General features: G+C 65.1%; 17 protein-coding genes. 7 read left to right on the top strand and 10 right to left on the bottom strand.

Going from position 1 to position 22,154, the window contains the following annotated elements:
* Positions 1–13: 13 nt before the first annotated feature.
* Entirely contained in the window at positions 14–3,343 is a 3,330-nt protein-coding gene (locus tag AB0I57_RS05560) for a UvrD-helicase domain-containing protein (RefSeq protein ID WP_358330958.1), read from the bottom strand.
* Positions 3,340–6,654: an ATP-dependent DNA helicase gene (locus AB0I57_RS05555; RefSeq protein WP_358330955.1), complete on the bottom strand. Its 3,315-nt coding sequence runs from the start codon at positions 6,652–6,654 to the stop codon at positions 3,340–3,342. Before AB0I57_RS05555 ends, AB0I57_RS05560 begins: the two co-directional genes overlap by 4 nt.
* A 38-nt stretch (positions 6,655–6,692) precedes the next feature.
* On the opposite strand from AB0I57_RS05555, the gene AB0I57_RS05550 reads away from it, so the two are divergent.
* Positions 6,693–7,478: an alpha/beta hydrolase gene (locus AB0I57_RS05550; protein WP_358333186.1), complete on the top strand. Its 786-nt coding sequence runs from the start codon at positions 6,693–6,695 to the stop codon at positions 7,476–7,478.
* Entirely contained in the window at positions 7,478–7,786 is a 309-nt protein-coding gene (locus tag AB0I57_RS05545; protein ID WP_358330952.1) for an MGMT family protein, read from the top strand. The genes AB0I57_RS05550 and AB0I57_RS05545 overlap by 1 nt, the downstream gene beginning before the upstream one ends.
* A gap of 12 nt (positions 7,787–7,798) precedes the next feature.
* On the opposite strand, the gene AB0I57_RS05540 is transcribed toward AB0I57_RS05545, so the two are convergent.
* Positions 7,799–9,049, bottom strand: coding sequence for a lipase family protein (locus AB0I57_RS05540; RefSeq protein WP_358330949.1), 1,251 nt, complete (start codon positions 9,047–9,049; stop codon positions 7,799–7,801).
* Between AB0I57_RS05540 and AB0I57_RS05535 the strand changes: the two genes are divergently transcribed.
* From AB0I57_RS05535 to AB0I57_RS05520, 4 genes are all read left to right on the top strand, one after another.
* Positions 9,049–9,387, top strand: a complete 339-nt coding sequence (locus AB0I57_RS05535; RefSeq protein ID WP_358330946.1) for a hypothetical protein — start codon at positions 9,049–9,051, stop codon at positions 9,385–9,387. The two genes, AB0I57_RS05540 and AB0I57_RS05535, sit on opposite strands and share 1 nt — an antisense overlap.
* Positions 9,388–9,567: 180 nt before the next feature.
* Positions 9,568–9,888, top strand: a complete 321-nt coding sequence (locus AB0I57_RS05530) for an HPF/RaiA family ribosome-associated protein (protein WP_358330943.1) — start codon at positions 9,568–9,570, stop codon at positions 9,886–9,888.
* A gap of 61 nt (positions 9,889–9,949) precedes the next feature.
* Positions 9,950–11,137, top strand: coding sequence for a hypothetical protein (locus AB0I57_RS05525; RefSeq protein ID WP_358330941.1), 1,188 nt, complete (start codon positions 9,950–9,952; stop codon positions 11,135–11,137).
* 75 nt (positions 11,138–11,212) lie between these two features.
* On the top strand, positions 11,213–12,961 hold the full coding sequence (locus AB0I57_RS05520; RefSeq protein WP_358330938.1) for an NTP transferase domain-containing protein: 1,749 nt from the start codon (positions 11,213–11,215) through the stop codon (positions 12,959–12,961).
* A gap of 20 nt (positions 12,962–12,981) precedes the next feature.
* On the opposite strand, the gene AB0I57_RS05515 is transcribed toward AB0I57_RS05520, so the two are convergent.
* The 5 genes from AB0I57_RS05515 to AB0I57_RS05495 form a co-directional block, all read right to left on the bottom strand.
* A complete protein-coding gene (locus tag AB0I57_RS05515; RefSeq protein WP_358330935.1) occupies positions 12,982–13,677 on the bottom strand; it encodes a sirohydrochlorin chelatase in 696 nt (231 codons plus the stop codon).
* Between the two features lie 25 nt (positions 13,678–13,702).
* Positions 13,703–14,827: a uroporphyrinogen-III synthase gene (locus AB0I57_RS05510; protein WP_358330932.1), complete on the bottom strand. Its 1,125-nt coding sequence runs from the start codon at positions 14,825–14,827 to the stop codon at positions 13,703–13,705.
* Entirely contained in the window at positions 14,824–15,240 is a 417-nt protein-coding gene (gene nirD / locus AB0I57_RS05505; RefSeq protein ID WP_358330930.1) for a nitrite reductase small subunit NirD, read from the bottom strand. The genes AB0I57_RS05510 and nirD overlap by 4 nt, the downstream gene beginning before the upstream one ends.
* 84 nt (positions 15,241–15,324) lie before the next feature.
* The gene (nirB, locus tag AB0I57_RS05500; RefSeq protein WP_358330927.1) at positions 15,325–17,835 is read right to left on the bottom strand and encodes a nitrite reductase large subunit NirB; all 2,511 of its coding nucleotides are present in this window, start codon (positions 17,833–17,835) and stop codon (positions 15,325–15,327) included.
* Positions 17,836–18,024: 189 nt separating this feature from the next.
* Positions 18,025–19,221 (bottom strand): MFS transporter, encoded by a 1,197-nt coding sequence (locus AB0I57_RS05495; protein WP_358333183.1) that lies wholly within the window; start codon positions 19,219–19,221, stop codon positions 18,025–18,027.
* 67 nt (positions 19,222–19,288) lie between these two features.
* Between AB0I57_RS05495 and AB0I57_RS05490 the strand changes: the two genes are divergently transcribed.
* Positions 19,289–19,954, top strand: a complete 666-nt coding sequence (locus AB0I57_RS05490) for an FCD domain-containing protein (protein WP_358330924.1) — start codon at positions 19,289–19,291, stop codon at positions 19,952–19,954.
* Between the two features lie 13 nt (positions 19,955–19,967).
* Here AB0I57_RS05490 and AB0I57_RS05485 read toward each other — a convergent pair whose 3' ends face one another.
* Both AB0I57_RS05485 and moeZ read right to left on the bottom strand, forming a co-directional pair.
* Entirely contained in the window at positions 19,968–20,822 is an 855-nt protein-coding gene (locus tag AB0I57_RS05485) for a TIGR02569 family protein (protein ID WP_358330921.1), read from the bottom strand.
* A 122-nt stretch (positions 20,823–20,944) separates the two neighbouring features.
* A complete protein-coding gene (gene moeZ, locus AB0I57_RS05480; protein WP_358333180.1) occupies positions 20,945–22,129 on the bottom strand; it encodes an adenylyltransferase/sulfurtransferase MoeZ in 1,185 nt (394 codons plus the stop codon).
* Positions 22,130–22,154 lie beyond the last annotated feature (25 nt).

Here is a 22,154-nt window from a genome sequence, read left to right as displayed (position 1 = left end):
GCCAGATACTCATTCAATCCGACGTCTGTTCGGCATCGTCCGCGCCAGCGGTGCGGATGAGCCGCGCGAGCGCGTCGGCGTCGGGCAGGTGGTCCGGAGCAATCGTCCGCCCCGTCCGCACGTAATGGAACGCGGCGCGTACCCGCTCGACGGGAACACCCTTCAGTTCAGCCCAGGCCAACCGGTAGGCGGCCAGCTGCATCACGACGGCTTTCTCGTTCGCCTTGTTCGGCTCCGCGCCGGTCTTCCAGTCGATCACCGCCCAGCCGCCGTCGGGGTCTTTGAACACCGCATCGATCCGTCCACGCAACACCGTTCCCGCCAACGATGTCTCGAACGGAACCTCGACGTCCTCGGGTATCCGGTGCGCCCAGGACGATCGCAGAAATGCCTCCTGCAGCGTCTCGAGATCCGATTCGGGTGCCGCTCCGGTGTCCGCAGCGCCGGGCAACTCATCGAATTCCAGCAGTCGGCTCACCCCGAATCGGCGCTCCACCCACGCGTGGAAGGCGGTGCCCCGCCTCGCGAGCGGATTGGGGGGGTAGGGCAACGGGCGCCGCAACCGCGCGGCCAAGGCATCGGGGTCGGCCTCGAGTTCGACCAACTGACTCACCGACAACTGGCTGGGCAGTACCACCTCGTTGCGGGCGTTCATTCGCTCCTCTCGCTCCGCGAGCAGGGCATCGACGTCGGCGGCCCAGTTCTCCGGATCCTCGACCTCACTTTCCGAGACGGGTTCTCCGATGGCCTTCAACGCCTCGAGCACCAGCGACGCACCGCGCTCGACCGCTTCGCGTCGCTGTCCGAGCGGATCCTGCGGCCACTGCGCCGACTTGGGCGAGCTAGCGAGTGGGTTCTGTTCCTCAGGTCCCGGGGCCGGGGCCCAGATGTCGACGACCCCTATCCCCTCGTGTGCCTCATCGGTCATCATGTCGTGCAACTCCGTGAGGAAATCAGACGGACCTTTCGGCTCGGTTCCCGATTCCGCCCAGTGATGGCCCGAAGCGAACAACACCCGCTCGGTACGGGTGAGTGCGACGTAGAACAATCGCCGATCCTCGTCGAGTCTTCGCTGCGCCAGTGCGGCCTTGTGCGCCTTCAATGCATCGTCGAGATCCTTGCGGTGGTACAGATCCTCCAATTCGAGGACCGGCACTCCGTCGGCCGCCTCCTCCGGCCGCTCGCGATCGCCGCGCAGAGAAGTCGGTAGTTCACCGATCGAACCGAGCCAGGTTCCGGATGCCGTCCCCGACGGGAACACTCCGTCCGTGAGGTGCGGTACGGCCACGACATTCCACTCCAGGCCCTTCGCGGAATGCACCGTGAGCACCTGGACCCGGTGCCGATCCACTTCGACTTCCCCTGGCGCCAAGCCCTTCTCGACCACTTCGGCAGCCGAAAGGAACGCAAGCAGCCCGGTCAGTGTGGCGGATGAGCGACTGGCGTAACCAGAAACGACGTCGGCGAATGCGTCGAGATGCTCGCGTCCCGCACTTCCATACCCCGAGTGCCACGTCCGGGCCTGCGCCTCGATGCCTACACCCAGCACACGCTCGACCTCGGCTACCAACTCGGTGAGCGGCTGTCCGATTCGTTGCCTCAGTGAAGCCAATTCACCCGCAACCGCTGTGATCCGGGCGTAACCGTTCGATGAATAACGATCGACTGGACCGGGATCCGCCAGTGCATCCACAAGCCCGGCCTGATCAGCCTGCTCGCCGGGCAGGGCCTCACCGATGGCATCCGCTAAAGCGAGTGGATCGGTCACGGCACCGGTGGTGCCGTAGCCGGTTCCGATCGCCAACTCTTTCGCCCGACTCGACAGCGCCCTCAGGTCAGCAGCCCCGATCTGCCATCGCGCCCCTGTCAGCACGCGCACGGCAGCACTGCCCGCCATCGGGTCTGCAACCATCCTCAGCATCGCGATCACGTCGGCTACCTCGGGAGTGTGGAGCAGCCCACCGAGACCGACCACTTCGACGGGCAACCCGCGGGAGCGAAGCACCTCTGCGATCGGTGCAGCATCCGCATTGCGGCGGACCAGAACCGCCGCAGTCGGCGGGTCTTCCCCCCTGCCTGCTGCGTCCGCGAACTTCTCGGCGATCCGGTCGGCCACCCACTCGCGTTCCTGTACGACGTCACCGGTCAGCGCCAGTCGGACATCGCCCTGCGCCGCCTCCGGTTTCGCTCGCAACATGCTGACCGGCACTCCCCTGGTGCGCAGGGGCGCCGACGCCATATTCGCGAGGGCCAGGGCTTCCGGGGGATTGCGCCAACTGGTGAGCAGTTCCAGGGTCGGTGCCGGCTCACCGTTCGTCAGTGGGAAGTCGGTCTCGAACCGGGGAAGATTGGCGGCCGACGCCCCGCGCCAACCGTAGATCGATTGCATCGGGTCGCCCACCGCTGTAAGGACGAGGTCGCCGTCGTGTCCACCGCCGAACAACGACGACAGCAACACCCGCTGTGAGTGCCCAGTGTCCTGGTACTCGTCGAGCAGTACTGCCCGGAAGCGTTGACGTTCGGCGAGTCCGACCTCGGGATGATCCGATGCCACCCGCGCTGCCAGGGACATCTGACTCCCGAAGTCAAGTGCGCCCTCCTTGCGCAGAGCATCGGCCAACCGCTTGACCAGAGGCAGCAGCTCCACCCGTCGATGCTGGGCATCGACGACGTCGCGCATTTCCTTGGTAGGGCCGCCGCGTTGGCGTGGTCCGGCAGGGAGGGTTTCGATCAGCTTGTCGAGTTCGGTGTGGGCCTCTCGCAGATCGTCCGGTTCGACAAGGTGCTCAGCCAACTGACCCGACAGTGCCAGAACGGCTTCGGTCACCGACGCCGGATTCCGATCGGTGTCGAGGTCGCCGTCCCACGAGCAGACCACCTGGTATGCGAGCTGCCATAATTCTGTCTCCGACAGCAGCGTGGCCGACGGTTCGATGGGCAGTAGAAGCCCATGCTCCGACAAGAGCCGTCCGGCGTACGAGTGGTAGGTGCTGACCTCCGGCTCGCCGGTGAGAATCTTGGACCTGAGAGCACCGGTGGGGTCGAGTCTGCGCAGCAAGTGCGAACCCGCCAGCCGGGCAAGGTGTTTCCTGATCCGCTTGGTCAGCTGCTGTGCGGCCTTACGGGTGAAGGTCAGGCCCAACACGGCATCCGGGTCGACCAGACCGTTGGCAACCAGCCACACGACTCGGGCCGCCATCGTCTCCGTCTTTCCCGCGCCCGCACCCGCGACGACGAGGGTCGGCCCAAGTTCGGCGCCGATGACCGCTGCCTGTTCGGCGGTCGGCGGATACTCCAGACCCAATCCGTTCGCCAGCTCCACCGGATCTATGCGGACGTTCATCCCGACGTCACCTGCCGCCCCTCGTCGTGCGCCGGGCAGCTTGCCCGCACAGGGCAGTGCCGACAGCCATCGTTGACGTGAGCAAGAAACTGTGGACCCTTGGTTGCGGCCGCAGCCGCTTCGATGACGGCCATCCACCCCTCGAGGTCCTCATCTGACAGAGGTGTCTGCACCCGCTGGGTGGCGCCGTCTTTCCTGTTCGGCTTGGCCACGAAGACCAATCGCGCACCGCCCGGTTCGGAGGCCGGCTGCCCCTCGATCGCACCGGCCGCCGCCGCAACCTGGTAGGCCGCCAACTGGGCATGTTGCTGAGCAGCTTCTTTGGTGACGGGTGAGCGAGCTGTTTTGACATCGACGATCACAGGCCTGCCTTCGACGTCTCGTTCGAGCCGATCGATTCGACCACGAAGCCGAATGCTCGGGGCTCCCTCTTCTCGAGGTTCCAAAACACCGTCGACCGTTACCTCGACACCGATCTCGGTAAGTTCGGATCGAGTGTTCCTGAGCCACGCCGTGAAGGTCTCGAGCATTTCCCGAGTCCGGTCGAGTTCACGCCTCGAGTACCACTGAGAACCCAAATTGATTGATCCCCAAGCATTCTCGAGTTCCTGCTCCACTTTGTCTGCCGGGATGCGCCCAGCGAGGGCCTGCACCAGCGTGTGCACCAGCGTTCCGGCGACGGCCTGGGTGTTGTCTCCGTCGACGCCGCCGTGGCGTTCGAGCAGCCACCGCAGTGGGCAGGTGTTGAGCAAGTCGACAGTTGACGGCGAGAGGGAGACGGGACCGTCTTCCACGTTCCATAGTTCGGCACTGGTGCTAGGGACTGTCATGCCATACCACTGGTCTGGATGTGCACCACGAACTCCGGCCTCAGCGAGTCGTGCAAGTTGACGAGCTGCACGTCGCTGCCGCTGTGGGTCGGATTCCGCGAGATCGGGATCGCATATCACGCTTCGCAATTCCGCGACCAGTGCGGGTAAGGCGAGGACCCTGCCTGCCGACCTCTCCGCCTGTACTGCCGACTCCTCCACGTCCGAACTTTCGGCTCGGGTGACCAACTCGTCGACGAAACGGGAACGTACGAGATCGGTTTCTCCACTTGCCGATTCGACAGCCGTGACGAGCAGGGAACTCCTGGCCCGACTGCAGGCAACCAGAAACAGCCTGCGCTCCTCGGCCAGAAGTGGCGCGGTGCGTGACATCCGGTCGGCGGCGGCCTCACTGCCATCCGACACCCCGTTGGCGAGGTCGATCAAGGCCTCGGTGCCGAGCAGGCTTGCACGTGCGCGCAGGCTCGGCCAAAGTCCTTCTTGCACACCTGCCACAGCGACGACTTCCCACTCACGACCGGCGGCCGAGTGGGCGCTCAGCACCGACACTGACTCGGTCGTGGCGACGGAGTCATTGCGCGCACTGCTCGGAATCGCCTGTCCGGTGAGATAGTCGACGAACCCCGAGAGTTGAGCACGCGGGAGTCGATCGACGTAGCCTGCCGCTGCGTCGAACAGGGCCACTACCGCATCGAGGTCGCGGTCCGCTTGCGCGGCGATGGGGCCACCGCCGGCCGAGGCCGCAGACCAGCGACGTTCGAGCCCAGTGGCCTGCCAGGCCGCCCACAGCACCTCCTCGATACCGCGTCCGCGGTCCAACGGCACCTTTGCCTTTCGCAGAACGGACAGCACACGCTTCAAAGGCGCCGCCTCGACTTCGGTCAGCTTGGCTATGACGTGGTTGGTGCTGTCTGTCTCGCCGACCACCGCGAGTCGAAGTAGCTCGGCAGAATCGCGGTCTCCACCGACAGCCAGTTCTGCCCGCCGAAGACCACGGCGAAGCCGCCTGAGTGCCACCGGTTCTGCGCCACCGATCGGCCCGGAGAGCAACGCGAGAGCATCGTCGCCGGTGAATTCCTGCCCCGACAGAGCACGGAGCACGAGCATCAGCCCCGACACTCCATGCTGCCGGGCCAACGGAAGTTCGGACGCTCCTGTGGTGACGGGAACGCCCGCACCGAGAAGTGCGCGTCGCAGAGGAGCAAGTGCGCGCGGCACCGAACGAACGATCACTGCCATCTGCGACCACGGCACCCCGTCGAGAAGGTGAGCGCGGCGCAGGGTGTCGGCAATCAACGCGGCTTCTTGCGCGACGGTGCTCAACACCCGAACTGACGTTCTTCCGCCTGCGCGCGAGGCAACCCACGTTCGATGCGGTAGATGACCCGGGAGCCGAGAGGTGATCCGTGCCTGGGTCGCCGCCACCTCCGTCGTACTGCGGAAGTTCTCCGGCAACGTCACATGATGTGGATCCGCCTTGTCTGCCAAACCGATGAGAAAGGACGGGTCGGCGCCACGAAATCCGAAGATCGACTCGTCCGGATCACCGGCCACGACTGTGGTGCGGGTACCGGTTCCGATCAGTCGGACCAGTTCGGCAGCCTGCGGATCCAAGTGTTGAGCATCGTCGACCAGCAGGTGCCGGACACGGGCACGTTCCTTGTGCAGCAAGTCGGGATCGGTGGCGAACGCGGTCAGAGCGGCGCCGACCAGTTCGGCGGCGTCGAGAGCCGGTGCGGTGGCCTCAGGCGCCTCCACACCGACCGCCCCCCGCAGCAGCATGCCGTGCTCGTACCGGGCCGCGAAATTCCCCGCCGCGACCCACTCCGGCCTCTGGTGCCGACGGCCGAGCTTGATCAGATCCTCCGGACCGAGTCCCCGCTCACTGGAACGCAGCATCAGATCTCGCAATTCATTGGCGAAACCACTCAGCGCCAGAGCCGGACGCAGTCGTTCCGGCCACATCTGGCCACCGTCTGTGATGTCGCCGAGCAACATCTCGCGCAACACAGCATCCTGCTCGGCGCCCGTGATCAGACGTGGAGGCGGGTTACCGTGAGCCGCTGCCTGTAGTCGCAGGACCGCGAAGGCATAGGAGTGGACGGTACGCACGAGTGGTTCTCGTGTCGCCCGTGGTCCATGCTGCTCGTCGTGCCCGATGAGCGCGGACGTCATTTGCTCGCGGACTCGTCCCGCCGCCCTCCGCGACTGCGTGAGTACCAGCACCGACTCCGGGTCTGCCCCGCCGGTGATCCGATCGACGGCGAGGTCGATCAGCAACGACGTCTTGCCAGTTCCCGGGCCGCCGAGAACCTGCCAGGGATTCCAGCCGAGACCCAGCGGTGGCGCCGAGAAAATCCGCTGGGTGGAGTCATCCCAGATTCTTCTCGCCGAGTCGGGAACCCGGCGATGCACGAGCCGGGCACGGGGAGTCTGCGTTCGGCTGTGCGCCGCCGAGGTGCGCGCCGCCGATTCCGTCATGGATGGCATTTCACCAGAAGCCCCCGACATCCGGCATCATGGGTCAAGTGTCAGCACTGCATACGTATCTGTTCGGCGCCGAGGACGGCCCGGAGATCCTCGCCCTGCACGGCGTCACCGGTCACGGCAGACGATGGGAAGCGATGGCCACCGATCAGCTGCCCGACGCGCGGTGGATCGCACCCGATCTGCGCGGTCACGGCTACTCCACCTGGGAGCCGCCGTGGAACCTGGAGGCCCACGTCTCGAGCTTGATCGACACGCTCGACACTCATGCGCGCGGAACAGTTCTGGTGGTCGGACATTCGTTCGGTGGGGCACTGGCGCTGCACCTGGCACGTGCCGTACCGGACCGGATCAGCGGTCTCGTCCTGCTCGATCCGGCGATCGGACTCGATCCGGTGCTGATGCGTAGCGCGGCGGATCTCACGATCGCCTCCCCCGACTACACAGACGCCGAGGAGGCCCGTTCGGAGAAGATCAACGGGGCATGGGGGGAGGTGGCTCGCCACGTACTCGAGACAGAGATCGCCGAGCACCTCGTGTCACTCGAGAACGGTCGGGTCAACTGGAGGCTGTCCACCCCCGCTGTCGTAACCGCATGGGGCGAACTCGCGCGCGATGCCGTGCTCCCACCAGCGCATCTACCGACCGTCTTGGTTCAGGCATCGAAAGTGCAGCCACCGTATCTCACGCCCGCGTTCCGTTATGCCCTCACCGAGCATCTCGGCGCCAACCTCACTGCCGTCGATATCGAATGCGATCACATGGTTGCGCAAGCCAGACCGGACGAGGTGGCCGAACTCATTCGCAAACTTCTCTGATGGCCGCGACAACCGAGGAACAGGTTGAACGCGTGCGCGCACTCGTCGCGTCGATCCCGACCGGCCGGGTGTCCACGTACGGTGACATCGCGGCGACTGCGGGGCTGTCGAGTCCCCGAACCGTCGGCTGGATCATGCGGACGGACTCCGCCGACCTCCCTTGGCACCGCGTACTGAGCGCATCGGGCCGCCCGGCTCCGCATCTTGCGCATCGCCAGATCGCCAGGCTCGAACTCGAGGGTGTCCCGATCAGGGACGGCCGCGTAGATATCGACGCGGCGCGACACCGATTCGATTGCGCCGACTGAAAATCGAGTCGCTCAGCAGGTGCTTGGCGCGGGTTCACCACGGAACCGGGCATCCAGCCAGGCCATGGCGTGCGGCAGACCGAGCGCCGCCGGTGTCAGGTGATCCGGCGCTGGGGTGAGCAGCGTCTGCACCGGAAGTCCGGCGTCGCAGTAGCGGCGCAACGTCGCGTTGATCGAGTCGACGGGGACCAGCGCATCGGTGGGACTGTGCCAATCGAAGATGGGGGCGGTGGGGACTCCCGGATACAGTTCCAGGCTGTTCTCCTCCATCACCCTCCTCATTTCCACATCTTCCATGAAGTTCGTGTTGTCGGTCATCTGGGCTGCACTACGACCGACTCCGAGTGCCATGATCTCGTACGCGCAGCCGTCGCTGATCGCCTGCTTCATCCGGAGTCCCTCTTCGTTCAGTTGGCTCGTGACGTCGATGCGGCCCGGGTACTCGCGCTCCAGCCCCAGCACAGCAGCCATCGCCAAGCCGAATACAGGATGCGGCTCGGTGCCAAGGCCGTCCGCCATCTTCACCAGGTTCATCGGGGTTCCACCCTCTGCAACGCCGACGATGTCGAGTTCGGGCGCGTACGTCGGCGCCAGCGCGGCCGCCCACGCAGTCGCCATACCACCGCCGGAGTATCCGGCCAAGCCGATCTTGCTGTTCGTCGCCTGCAACTCGGGGACCCGCTGCACGGCACGGATACCGTCGAGCGTGATCTGGCCACCGAGCTTGGCGGCGCCGTACGCCATTCGCGGGCCCAGATGGTCGGGCACCGCCACGGCCCACCCACGCGCGAGCGCAAGGTTCAGGCCTACCGCTTCGCGAAGCTTGTATGTCGGATCATCGGTGTACAGCGCGTTGGCGATCTTGCACTTGCTGCCGAGCGAATTGATGATGTGCTGATAGGACAGCACTGGGCCGTCCGGCACGTGATTCGGGGGGAGCACATACGTGGTGTTCGCCGCGATCGGCCTTCCCAGCGAGTCCGTGCTGCGGAACGACACTTCCCACACCGTGCTCGCGGGGAAGTAGGGCGATACCGGTAGCCGGCGAACCTCGAGGACGTCGCCTGGCGCGTAGTCGCCCAAATTCGGTGGCGGTTCGTAGAAGGGGTCCGGGCCAGGGATCGGAAATACCGCATCGGGTGTGGGCGGTGGGGGCAAGTCTGGCTGTGCCACGGAGGTGCCGCCGCTCACGAATGCGGCAGTCAACGTGAATAACGAGGTGAGTGCTGCAGTGCGTAAAGATCTGCGAATCATCAAGACCATTGCATCCCCCACAATTTGGCGATCAGGTCGACGGACTCGACTATGCCAGAGCGCCGGTGAAGATCCGTGGATTTCGCGGAACCGTACAGATCGCCGACATACGTCTGGAAGGTGGCGGCTCCACCCAGGCAGCTGCTCGGCGACGGCCGTCCCAAGTCGTCCCGCTGGATCCGGAATTCCCGCCGACGCTGCGCGACCAGCCGGTCGTGCCGCGCGAACAGGTGCAGCGCGGCCAGCTGGTCGAGCGACCTCTGTGGGTGCGGCGGCCCGGCAGTCAGTACTGCAGAAGGTGGGCGGTCCGCGCTCTCGGGCCCGCCGGGCCGCCGTCTACACAGTGACCAGGGACGTACGGCAGACTAGGGGTGTACGGCAATGGTCGTAGGCGGCCGCCGGATGCTCGACGTTGCAACGGTGACGGGGCGATCATGGGTCGTCTACGGCTCCCGACCTATTGCGCAGTTTCGCCACCCGTCGGAAGCGAGGGGCTTGTGCACATTCAGATCAATACCGATGGCAACGTGGACGAAAATGATGAACTGGTCCACCGGACAGAAGCAGAGATTGCCTCCGTCCTCGAACGCTTCAGCGAACAGATCACCCGCGTCGAGGTACACCTCAGTGACGAGAACGCAGGTAAAGGGGGGCCGGACTACAAGCGTTGCTTGTTGGAGGCGCGCCCAGCCGGTCAGCCACCGGTCGCCGTCACCAACCACGCCACGACGATCGAGGAAGCCTACGTCGGCGCTGCTCACAAACTCGCGAGCCGCCTCAACAGTCGGTTCGGTCGGTTGAACGAGAATAAAGGTGGCACGTCGATCCGGGGCAGACACACGATCTGAGGCAGCTCACTGCCACGTCGACACCTCCGCCCGCGCGTCACCGACCGAAAAAGAACGGCTCATGTTCACACAATCCGACCTGTCGCGGTTGATTGCTACCGCACCTGATCGCGGTATCTCGATATATATGCCAACCCACATCCGCGGGGAGGAAACGAAGCAGGATCCGATTCGTTTGCGCAATTTGGTCGCCGAGGCTCGCAACCAGCTGACTTCGGCCGGCGTCGACGAGTCCGATGCCGGCGAGCTGCTGGCTCCGGCGACCGCGCTCATCGAGAATCACAAATTCTGGCAACACCAGGACCAAGGCCTCGCACTCTTCCTCGGTGACGGACAGGCACACCGCTATCGGGTACCGACTCCTTTCGCCGAGCAGGTCTTCGTCGGGCCGGGATTCTATGTGAAACCCCTGTTCCCTCTCCTTGCCGCCGATGGCGCATTCCACCTCCTGACGATCACCGCCAACAAGGTGCGGTTGTTCGATGCGTCCCGATTCTCGATGACCGAAGATCTCGACGCGGACCTGCCGCGCGACATCAGCGAGAGCCGGAGAGAATCCGACTACGAGAACCCGCTACAGGCCAGCCCGGTAGCGCGACCCAACACCGGTTCCGTCGACATCAGCAATGCGCAGGTGTACGGCGACAGCCCCGCCGAGTGGCGGAAAGGACAACTCGTGGAGTTCGTCGGAGAGGTCGCCGCAGCATTCGATCGCCATGTCGCCGGCCATCCGATCCCTGTGGTCTTGGCTGCCGACCCAGAGATCGCCGGGCACTTCAAGAAGCAGACATCACTGGGTTCCTGGCTCGTCGGATCCCTTCTCCTCAACCCTGAGGCGCTCAATGCGACGCAGCAGCACGAAGCCGCGTACAACATGGTGCGGCCGCGCTTCGATTCCGATCGTCGTGAAGCGGTCGAGCGCCTTTCATCCTTGCTGGGGACAAACGACCGTCGGGCAATAATCTCGCTCGGCGACATTGTCCGAGCCGCGTACCGCGGACAGATCGACACGCTCTTCCTGACTGACAGTGATCCCGTGTGGGGTCGCTACGACGAGGAGACCGGTTCAGTAGAAACTCACTCGACCCGTGCCGATGCGGATACCGATCTGATCGAGTCCGCGGCGGTGCGAACGCTCGAACAAGGCGGAGCCGTACACATACTCGATCGCGGACACATTGCCGAAGTGCTGGACGGTCATACCTCCGATGTGAGCACTCCCGATTGCGCAGCCGTACTGCGCTACTGACTCTTGCCGATTCGTGCGCTCGTGTCTCCGTACTGGCACCTGCGCAGCGACGGGGGTATGCGGCAACATGAGGGAATGAACTCCGCCATACCCATTCACGCAATCGTTCTTGCCGGTGGACGAGCGACTCGGATGGGCGGCGTCGACAAACCGGCCCTGGTTGTGGGCGGCCGCCGGATGCTCGATACCGCACTGGCCGCCGTCAGCGGTTGCACCCGCACCGTCGTCGTCGGGCCTCCGCGCGGTGATGTCGGTCCGCCTGTCCTGCAGGCCCAGGAGACGCCACCTGGTGCAGGTCCGGTAGCCGGCGTCGCCGCTGGGCTCGCAGCACTTGACGCGCAGCCGTCGGATCGCGTGGTTCTCCTCGCCGCCGATCTGCCGTTCGTGGAACCCGAGACGGTCGAGATTCTCACGGCCGCTCTGGATGACGCAGAGACCGTGTTCGCGGTGGACCGGTCCGGCCGTCTGCAGTTCCTGCTCTCGGCGTGGCGAGTGGCCTCGTTGAACGATCGGGTCCGCGCCCTCGGGTCCACGGTCAATCAGCCGATGAAGGCGCTGGTGCCGGAACGGTTCAGCACTGTCACCATGCGAAGCGTCACCGATTGCGACACTCCGGAAGACGTCGAACGTGCTCGCAGTGCGGCTACAGGTGTACCGGTCACGGTCAGCGAGGCCCGGCGTGCAATTCTCGATGCGATTCCCTCGCTCTCACCGCGAAGGATGCCGCTCGACGATGCACTCGGCGCCACGCTCGCCGAACCGTTGCTCGCCTCCGAGTCGCTGCCCCGCATTGCGGTGTCAGCGATGGATGGATATGCGGTCGCCGGCGATGGACCGTGGTCGCTGCGCGGCGACATTCGCTATGCGGGCGGCTCGGAGGAACTCGAACTCGTGGAGGGGGATGCTGTCCGGATCGCGACGGGTGCGCACCTGCCCAGCGGAGCCACCACCGTCGTAAGAGATGAGTTCGCTGTCGCGACAGGTACTTCCGACGGCCCGCGACTACACCGCCGAGAGGGCACTCCGGTGCGAGACGACGTGAGGCGGCCCGGCGAAGACTGGGCTCAGGGGCATCGCCTGGCGGAGGCGGGAACTGCGGTCACTCCCGCACTCGCCTCGGTAGCCGCGAGCGCGGAGACCTCCATTGCGGCGGTTCGCGGACCGGTGTGTGCGCACGTGGCAGTAACCGGGGACGAGATTCGCCGGGACGGCCCGCTGCGCCGGGGGCAGACCCGGGATGCGCTGGGTCCTGTTCTCCCTCAGTTCCTCTCGTGGTGCGGGGTCCGCACGATCGCCGATACCCACCTGCGGGACACATCCGACGGCTTCGACGAATTGCTCAGGCAAGTGCGCCGACCCGATCTCATAGTGATCGCGGGCGCTACAGGAGGCGGCGCCGCCGACGAATTGCGGGGGGCACTCGACCGTGCGGGGGCACGGATGGTAGTGAGCAGGGTTCGGTGCAGGCCCGGTGGTTCCCAGTTGACTGCACTGTTGCCGGATGGTCGTGTGGTGTTGGGTTTGCCCGGAAACCCGTACGCGGCCATTGCGACGCTACTGACCACGATTCCGGCGATCGTGACCGCCTTGACCGCGCGTCGTGCGGCCCCGATCACGCTGGGCCGGATCGCAAACGCCTCAGAGGTCAGCGGCGACATCACACGGATCCTGCCTGTCGCCGCTGAGTCGGACGGCACCTGGCGAGCCGACCCCTCGATCCGGACCGCTCATCTCTCGGGCCTCATCGGCCGAGAGGCACTGGCATTGGTTCCTGCCGATGCAGCCGACGGTGAACTCGCCGAACTGATTTGGCTACCACGCTGATCAGTGAACCTGGGTCCGAATCAGCACCGAAGCGGCAGAGGGGACTGCACGCAGTTGCGGTAGCGGTCGGCTACCAGGGAAACGATTGCCGGGTCCACACCGAGCGGTTCCGCGACTCCGTCGGCGCCTGCATCGGCGAGACGCGAATGGAACAGTCCGTGCGCCAACAGGTAGGCCGAGACGAACACCCGCCTCTCCCCTTGCGCGCGTAGTTCGGCCACGACATCCCGAACGCGTGGTTCGGCTGTGGCTACATAGCCGACCCGGACTCGCGAGCCCGCTAGTTCGGACAGCATCTGCGCGGCACGACCCACGTCGCGGAGTGCGCGCGGGTCGGACGAACCGGCTGCGGCGAGCACGATCGCATCGCCGGGTTGCCACCCTGCTTCGACGAGTCGGCGCAGAAGCACGTCCGCAAGGACCGGATCGGGTCCGAGCGCCCGCGTCACGGACACCGAGCGGTGTCCACTGTCGGCAACCTGTTGCGGGACGTCGGTGTGAACGTGATAGCCCGAGGCCAAGAACGCCGGCATCACCACGGCGGGAGCGGTGATGTCGCGCAGGACCTCGGCCGGCGACGGTCCGAGTACGTCTACGAAGGACACACGTGTAAAGCCCACTTGCTCGGAGACGGCGTCAGCGAGCCTGGCGATCATCTCCACCCCCCGTGTGCTGCGCGTACCGTGTGCCACCAGTACCAGTGCTGTCTCGTTCATTTCAATCCCTCCGCGCGCGCATCAGTTAGTGAGTAGGGGCGAGTGCGAGCCGATACCCCCGCTTGACCACCGTCTGCACGGCTTTCGGTGCTCCCAAGGATGCGCGTAACCTCGCCACCGCCATCTCGACCGCATGGGTGTCTCCCCCGCCGCCGGGCAGCGCCGCGAGCAGTTCGTCCCGCGGGACGACCCTTCCGGGCTGGGCGCAGAGCACGCGCATCAGCGACATCCCGGCGGGGGGCAGTTGCCGCACCTCACCGTCGACGACGACGCATCCCCCACGGATGCTCAGTTCGTGATCTGCTGCATGGATCTTTTTCGCCCGCAAGGGCAGTTCTTCTTCGATATGCCGGGCCAGAGCGCCGAGCCTTGGGTTCGATGGAACGCTGGTCGGTAAGCCGAGCTCGCGCAGTGGTCCGGCGGCCGCGTGTCCGACGCACGCCGCGAGGACACGGTGCCGCAACGAGTGGAGCACCATCTCGAGCATCCCGGTCTCCTCTGCTCTCGCCAGCAACGTTGCTGCCGCGGGCGCGCTGGTGAAGCTGACGGCGTCGAGCCCACCCTTCGCGACGAGTTCGATCATTCGGTCCATCGGAGCCCGGTCCTCATGCGGAGTCAACCGGTAGACGGGCACGGGCACTACTTGTGCGCCCGCTCGTCGCAATATCTCGCAAGAATCCTCGACCGGTTCACGCTCCGAGCCGGTGCCGTGCAGCTGGACCGCAATGCGTCGCCCCTCGACACCCTCACGGAGAAGGTGGTTGAGAACCTCTGCGAAGGACTCCGACTCCGGTGACCATTCCTCCTCGAGCCCGGCGGCCCTGATCGCTCCCTTGGCCTTGGGGCCTCGGGCCAGCAGCCTGCTCGACTCCAGTGCCCCGGCCAATCCCCCCGCCTGCCCCCAGCCGTCCGCATCCGTCATCCAGCCACGGAAGCCGATTCCCGTCGTCACGACGACGGTATCGGGCGGATTGTCGATGATCTCGCGCGTTGCACGCTCGAGATCCCCGTCATCTGCAGGAACGATGCGGATCGCAGGAGCATGCACCACCGACGCACCGCGTCGCGTCAGCAGAGATGCAAACTCGTCCGCTCGCCGAGACGCGGTGATGCCGACCGTGAACCCGCGCAGGGCCGTCACGTCGTTCACTCGTTCGTACTGTGAACCTGGGCGCTGTGGACCTGGACGACGCCGGCCCATACCCGCACGTCGTACACGGGGAGTCGGACCCCCTCATCGTCGAGGCAGCGACCATCGACCAGCGAAAACACCTGCTTGAGCAGCGGTGAAGCCACCGTCGGCTCCCCCGCCCGGTCACCCACGATGCCCCTGGACATCACGGCCGCGCGGCCGAACGGGTCTATGTTGCTGACGGCGTGGAGAGATCCGTCTTCGAGCTTGAAGAGCGCCACCTGCTCCCCGCCCCGTAGCAGCACGGTTACCCCGAGACCTGGAATCAGCTGGCTGAGCGGGCACGCCGACGTCCACTCGAGACGATCTGACGCAACGCTGTCACGCCTGGTTCCACTGGCACTGTGCACGTTCATATCGACGACGGTCATCCGAGTCCTCCTTCACATTGTGTCGCGTTTCCGTTCTCGCTCTACATGGTTCGGGATCGGTGTTTCCGCACCGTTAAGTGCGGATTAATCCGACGTAGAACCTGCGAACTGAGGCATTCCCATCAGAACGGGGACCTTTCGCGCACCGGTGTCGTCGAACTCGACGGTCGGATCGGCCGCGTCGGGCGCATTGACGAACGAAACGAATCGCGACAGCTTTTCCGGGTCGTCGAGAACACCCGCCCATTCGTCCTTGTACCCGTCGACGTGCTTGGCCATCGCTGCTTCGAGCTCCGCGGCGATACCCAAACTGTCGTTGCAGACCACATCCTTGAGGTGATCCAGGCCCCCTTCGAGAGACTCCACCCACGGTGCGGTCCGCTGCAACCGATCTGCGGTGCGGATGTAGAACATGAGATACCGGTCGATGTATCGGACCAGTGTTTCATCGTCCAGACCGCCGGCGAGTAGCTGTGCGTGCTTCGGCGATTGACCGCCGTTGCCCCCGACGTACAGGTTCCAGCCGTTCTCGGTAGCGATGACGCCGACATCCTTACCTCGGGCCTCTGCGCATTCGCGGGCGCAGCCCGACACCCCGAACTTGAGCTTGTGCGGAGAGCGCAGACCGCGGTACCGGTTCTCCAGGTCGACGGCCATGCCCACCGAATCCTGCACGCCGTACCGGCACCAAGTCGATCCAACGCAGCTCTTCACGGTGCGCAACGACTTGCCGTAAGCCTGACCGGACTCCATGCCTGCGTCGACGAGTCGCTTCCAGATGGCAGGCAGCTGTTCGACGCGGGCGCCGAACAGATCGATGCGCTGACCGCCGGTCACCTTCGTGTACAAACCGAAGTCCCTGGCCACCTCACCGATGACTATGAGCTGCTCTGGGGTGCACTCGCCGCCGGGCATCCGAGGCACCACCGAGTAGGTCCCGTTCTTCTGGATGTTCGCCAGGAAGTGGTCGTTCGTGTCCTGCAGTCCAGCCTGGTTGCGATGCAAGATGTGATCCGAGTCGGTGGACGCCAGGATCGACGCGACGACCGGCTTGCAGATGTCGCAGCCAGTCCCCTTGCCGTACTTGGAGATCAAGGCGGAGAACGTGCGGGTGTCGGTGGCTTGGACGATCTCGAATAGTTCCGCGCGGGACTGTTCGAAGTGCTCGCACAACGCTTTCGACATCACCACACCGGACGACGCCAGCAATTGCTTGATCGTGGGGAGGCAGCCACCACACGTCGTTCCGGCATTGGTGCAGCTCTTGACCTGCGCGATGTCGCAAGCACCGTCGGCGATCGCCCCGCAGATCGTGCCCTTGGTGACGCCATTGCACGAGCACACCTCGGCATCGTCGGGCAGCGATCCGGCACCCGGCTTCTCCCCCGCCGGTGAGATCAGCGCAGCGGGGTCACCCGGAAGTTCACGGCCCACCAGGGGTCGCAGCGACGCATACGCGGACGCGTCACCGACCAAGATCCCCCCGAGCAGCGTCTTCGCGTCGTCGGAGACGACGAGCTTGGCGTAGGTACCCTTCGCAGCGTCGCTGAGCACGACCTCGAGCGCACCTGGAGCCTGCGCGTGAGCGTCGCCGAAGCTGGCCACATCCACACCCATCAGCTTGAGCTTGGTAGACAGGTCGGCACCCGGGAACTCCGCCTCGCCGCCCAGCATCCTGTCCGCGACGACCTCCGCGGTGCTGTAACCGGGGGCAACGAGTCCGTAGCACTGGCCTTCCACTGCGGCGCACTCACCGACCGCATAGATGTTCTCGTCCGAAGTCCGGCAACCGAGGTCGGTGACGATCCCGCCGCGCTCGCCGACGTCGAGTCCGATCTCGCGGGCCAGTTGATCTCTAGGTCGCACGCCCGCGGAGAACACCAGCAGCGCGGCCTCGATCACCGAGCCGTCCGAGAGTTCGACGCTGACGCCTTCGGGGCCCTCTGTGATCGAGGAGGTGCCGACCCCTGTGTGGACGGTGACCCCCAGGTCGGTGACGAGATCCGAAAGCAAGGCTCCCCCGCCCTCGTCCACCTGCAACGGCATGAGCCGTGGAGCGAATTCCACCACGTGCGGCGTCATGCCCATCAGCTTCAGAGCGTTGGCGGCCTCTAACCCGAGCAGTCCCCCACCGACCACGACCGCGGCGGAGCCGGGGGCCGCGGCCTCGGCGCGCGCCCTGATCCCATCGAGGTCTTCGAGTGTCCGGTAGACGAAACACTCCGGGCGGTCGTGGCCGGGAATCGGCGGCACGAAGGGATACGAACCGGTGGCCATGACAAGAGCGTCGTAGCCGAAGACCTCTCCCGAATCCGTAGTGACCTTGCGGAGCTCACGATCGATCGAGACCGCTCGGGTGCCTGTCCGGAGGTCGACGAGCGCATCGCCGGCGTAGTCGTTTCCTGCGAGAGCAAGTTCCTTGTGGTCCCAGGCCCCTACGTAAGACGAGAGACCGACACGGTCGTACGCCGGAACCGGTTCCTCGCAAAGCACAGTCACCGACCAATCATTCGAGGCGTCGCGTTCGCGCAGCGCCTCCACGAACCGGTGTCCGACCATGCCGTGTCCGATGACTACCGCTGACCTGATGCTCATGTCGCTCCTTCGTACCCGTCGGGTCGATGCCGCAGATCTCGGTCGCCGTCACAGCGCAATGGCCGACCGGATCGATTGGGAAACTCAAAGGTAGAAAAGGGCTGTTGCGACGGTGCTGCGTGGCGTGACCGCAGCGTCAACTGATGCTCACTTCGCGTTACGGGCGATGTGAGGTTTCCGGCATGTTTCCTAGGCGTATCGGAGAGCCGCCTCCGGTTCGGCGGCCGCAGGCCAGCTGTCCTCCAGCATCCGCGGCTTGCAGGCCTGGTAGGCCGCTACGAGAAGCACCACGACGCCGAGCGTCAAGAACCCGAACGACATCACCCAACCCTCGGACAATTCGTACAACACCCCGAACAGCACCGGACCGAGGCAGGCGGCGGTGTAGCCCGCACCCTGCGTGAAGCCGGACAACGTCGACGATCCGACGTGGCTGCGCGTGCGGAGATTGATCAGAGCCAGCGACATCGGGAACGTGCTGGGTCCGAGCCCGAGAAGCACGATCCACAGGATCGGTGCGTCCATCGGTGCGAACAACAGCCCACCGAATGCCACCAGGAAGCAGACGGCACACCCGACCACGATCGGAAACGGGTTCTTCATTCGTGCACACAAAGTGGGGGCAGCGATGGCCCCGACGAGCCCCGTGAACGCGAACAGTCCCACCATGGAACCGCCGAACGCGGGACTGGCGCCTGCGGCGCCGAGGATCTTGGGAATCCAGGTGAACATCGAGTACGTGATCATCGAGGTCATCCCGAACATGCCGACCATTCCCCAGCCCAGTGGCGACCGCCAAGCGACGCCCCGTGACTGCCCCGCCGGTGCAGCCAAGGGCGGCGCGGCGACAGTGGGGGTCGCACCCCGACTGCGGTTTCCGGCGAGGACGAAAATCCACGGCACCGCAGCAGCGAACCCGACCAGTGCCCAGACAGCGATCGAAACGCGCCAGCCGAAGGCGTCCGCGAGTGGGACCGCCACGAAGGCAGGGGCGATAGTGCCTATCTGAACAGCGACGATGTACATCGAACTCATCAGTGCGAGACGGCCCGAAAAGTAGCGCTTCACCAGTGGCGGAATGACCACATTGCCGATTCCCATGCCGGCGAGCGCCAGAGCCGACAGCGCCAGCAACGACAACGTGTCACCCACCAGAGCCCGGACGAGCATCCCCACTCCGGCCATCAACATGGCGAGAAGCGCGGTCTGCTCGAGCCCCAACCACCTGACGATGAGTGGCGTCCCCAGCCCGAAGAGTGCAAACATGGCTGTCGGGACCATCCCGAACACCCCGACGATCGTCGACGAGAATCCGATGTCCTCTCGGATCTGAGCGGCCAACGGGGTGAACGAGGTGACCGCCAGTCGAAGGACAAGCGCGGACATCAAGATCGCGCAGAAGACCAGAAGGCGACCGTACAGTTTTTTCACCCAGAAATCATAGGATGACCGGATGACTTTCGGAAAAACCGTTCACCGCGCGAGTCTCATCTCGCAGGTCACCGATCAGTTGCGTGACGACATTCGCAATGGACGCTGGGCCGTCGGAGACAAGATTCCCACCGAGACCGCCCTCTCCGAACTCACCGGGACTGGGCGCAACACCGTCCGTGAGGCCGTCCAGGCCCTCGTCCACGCCGGAATGCTCGAGCGGAGGCAGGGGTCGGGTACCTACGTCGTCGCCACGTCCGAGGTCGGGAGCACCCTCGGCAAGTACTTCTCGGACGCGCACGAGCGCGATGTCACGGAACTGCGTCAAGCCCTCGATGTGACCGCCGCTGCCCTAGCTGCCCGGCGTCGCACGCCGGACGACATCATCCGACTCGAAGCCCTGTCCGACGAGCGTCATCGCCGATGGACCGAATCCGACACCGAAGCTGCGATCGCCGCCGACATCGCACTGCACCGCGCGGTCGTCGAGGCAAGCCACAACGCGGTGTACCTCGAGTTCTACGATTCCCTGCTGCCCTCGATCACACAAACCGTGAACCGCCACGTGCATGCCAACGGTCAGGGATTCCACGACGAGCACTCACGCCTGGTCGCCGCCGTGATCGACGGAGACGAACTCGGTGCCGAACAGGCCGCGCGCGATCTGTTCACCGAGTTGTTGGGTTAGAAGAGTTGTCGAGCTAGAGAAGCAGACGCACTACGTCGGCCGTGCGGGCGATTCCGGGAAATGCCTCCGCCGTAGACCTCGGATGTAGCGCGTGGACAGCTAGCCGGAACAGTACGGCGCGCAAGAGCATCTGCGGCCATTCGGGGAGGTCGTCCCAGCGCCCGATGAGCGCCTCGTCGGCTCCACCCCACGAGATGGCGTCGACTACGGTCACCGCCGCGGCCCACGAGGCGGGGCGCCAGTATGCAGTGATGTCGGTGATCCCGGGTGCGAGTGCACCGGAGAAGAGGACGGTGCCGAAGAGGTCACCGTGCACCAACTGATCTGTGCTGGAGACAGACTTACGTAGAGTCGCGAGCCCGGTGATCAACTCGAGGCTCCTACGGCCATCGGGAGACGGCGTCTCGAGCTGTTCGACACCTTTGACGCCGCGAAGGGGAGCCTTGTCCCACGCGGCACGATCCGCAGCAACGAATACGTCGACCTCCTCCCACGGCGCCATCGCTGGTTGCGCAAGGAATCGGGGGCGGTCAAGCTTCGCGGTGGCTTCGTGCAGTCGGCAGGACAGCGACACGACCTCATCGTGTCGTGGTTCCGGGGCGCCTTCTATGAAGGTATCGGCACGCCAGCCCGATACCACGTACCGTCCATCCGTCGAACGAACAGGGCGAGCGAGCCGCAGCCCGTCCACTTGCAGGGTCTCGCGAACCTTGGCCGACCACGCTGCGCGCGCATGGTCGGTGACGGACGAGAGAACTATGTCTCCACAGAGCCACCCGCCATCCCAGTCCGCGCCGAGCGCAACGGGCTCGACGTCGCGGAGGCCAAACGTGGAGCACACGTGATGAGGTGGTTGACCTGTGCTCACCGTGTCAACGCTACCGCCGACCTACCCGGCCACCGTGGAAGACACACGGAACAGAAACGAACGATCATACAATGCCCGCTGACTGGACTACGCATGGGGTCTAACTAGCCGGGCCTGGCCAGTCAGTACACGGGAAGGCTCGAATCCACCTGCTTCGCCCACGCCATGACGCCACCCTGAAGGTGCGTTGCGGTCGAGAAACCCGCTTCCTTCAGCGCCGCCAGTGCCTCCGCGGACCTGACGCCCGTCTTGCAGTGCAGGACGATCTGCTTGTCTTGCGGAAGCTCGGACAGCGCTTCACCTGAAAGGATGCGGTCCTTGGGTATCAGCACCGCACCCGGTAGGTGGACGATGTCCCACTCGACCGGCTCGCGCACGTCGATCAGTTCGATGTCCTTGCCGGAGTCGAGAAGCTCCGCGAGCTCCGTAGCGGTGATGGTCGATCCGGCTGCGGCCGCCTGCCCCTCCTCGGACACCACGCCGCAGAATTCGTCGTAGTCGATCAACTCCGTGATCGGAGTCCGCGCGGGGTCCCGTCGCAACTTGATCGTGCGGTACGTCATATCGAGTGCGTCGTAGACCATCAACCGTCCGAGCAGAGATTCCCCGACGCCGGTGATCAACTTGACCGCCTCGGTTGCCATGATCGAGCCGATCGAAGCGCACAGCACGCCGAGCACGCCGCCCTCGGCGCACGAAGGCACCATTCCAGGCGGTGGCGCCTCCGGGTACAGGTCACGGTAGTTCAGTCCGCGTCCGTTCGGCGCGTCCTCCCAGAAGACGGACGCCTGACCTTCGAAGCGATAGATCGAACCCCAGACGTACGGCTTGCGCGCGAGCACTGCGGCATCGTTGACGAGATACCTGGTGGCAAAGTTGTCGGTTCCGTCGAGGATCAGGTCGTACTCTCCGAACAACTCGACGGCATTGTCGGGTTCGAGGCGGAATTGGTGCAACCGGACATCGATGCTGTCGTTGATCTCGCGGATCGAGTCGCGAGCACTTTCGGCCTTGCTACGGCCTAGGTCCGAACGGCCGTGGATGACCTGCCGCTGCAGGTTCGACATGTCCACCTCGTCGAACTCGACGATGCCAATCGTGCCGACACCTGCGGCCGCGAGATAGAGAAGCGCCGGTGAGCCGAGACCTCCTGCGCCGATAACGAGAACCTTCGCATTCTTGAGGCGCTTCTGCCCCGTCATGCCGATGTCCGGAATGATCAGATGCCTGCTGTACCTGGCGACCTCGTCGCGGGAAAGTTCGGCGGCCGGTTCCACCAACGGCGGCAGCGTCTCGGAAGTGTTCACGGAACGGTCAAGCGACACGGGCCAC

Source organism: Rhodococcus sp. NPDC049939 (assembly GCF_040656415.1).
Classification (GTDB): Bacteria; Actinomycetota; Actinomycetes; order Mycobacteriales; family Mycobacteriaceae; genus Rhodococcus_F.
Note: the sequence above shows the minus strand (reverse complement) of the source record. Positions and strands in the feature narration are given on the sequence as shown.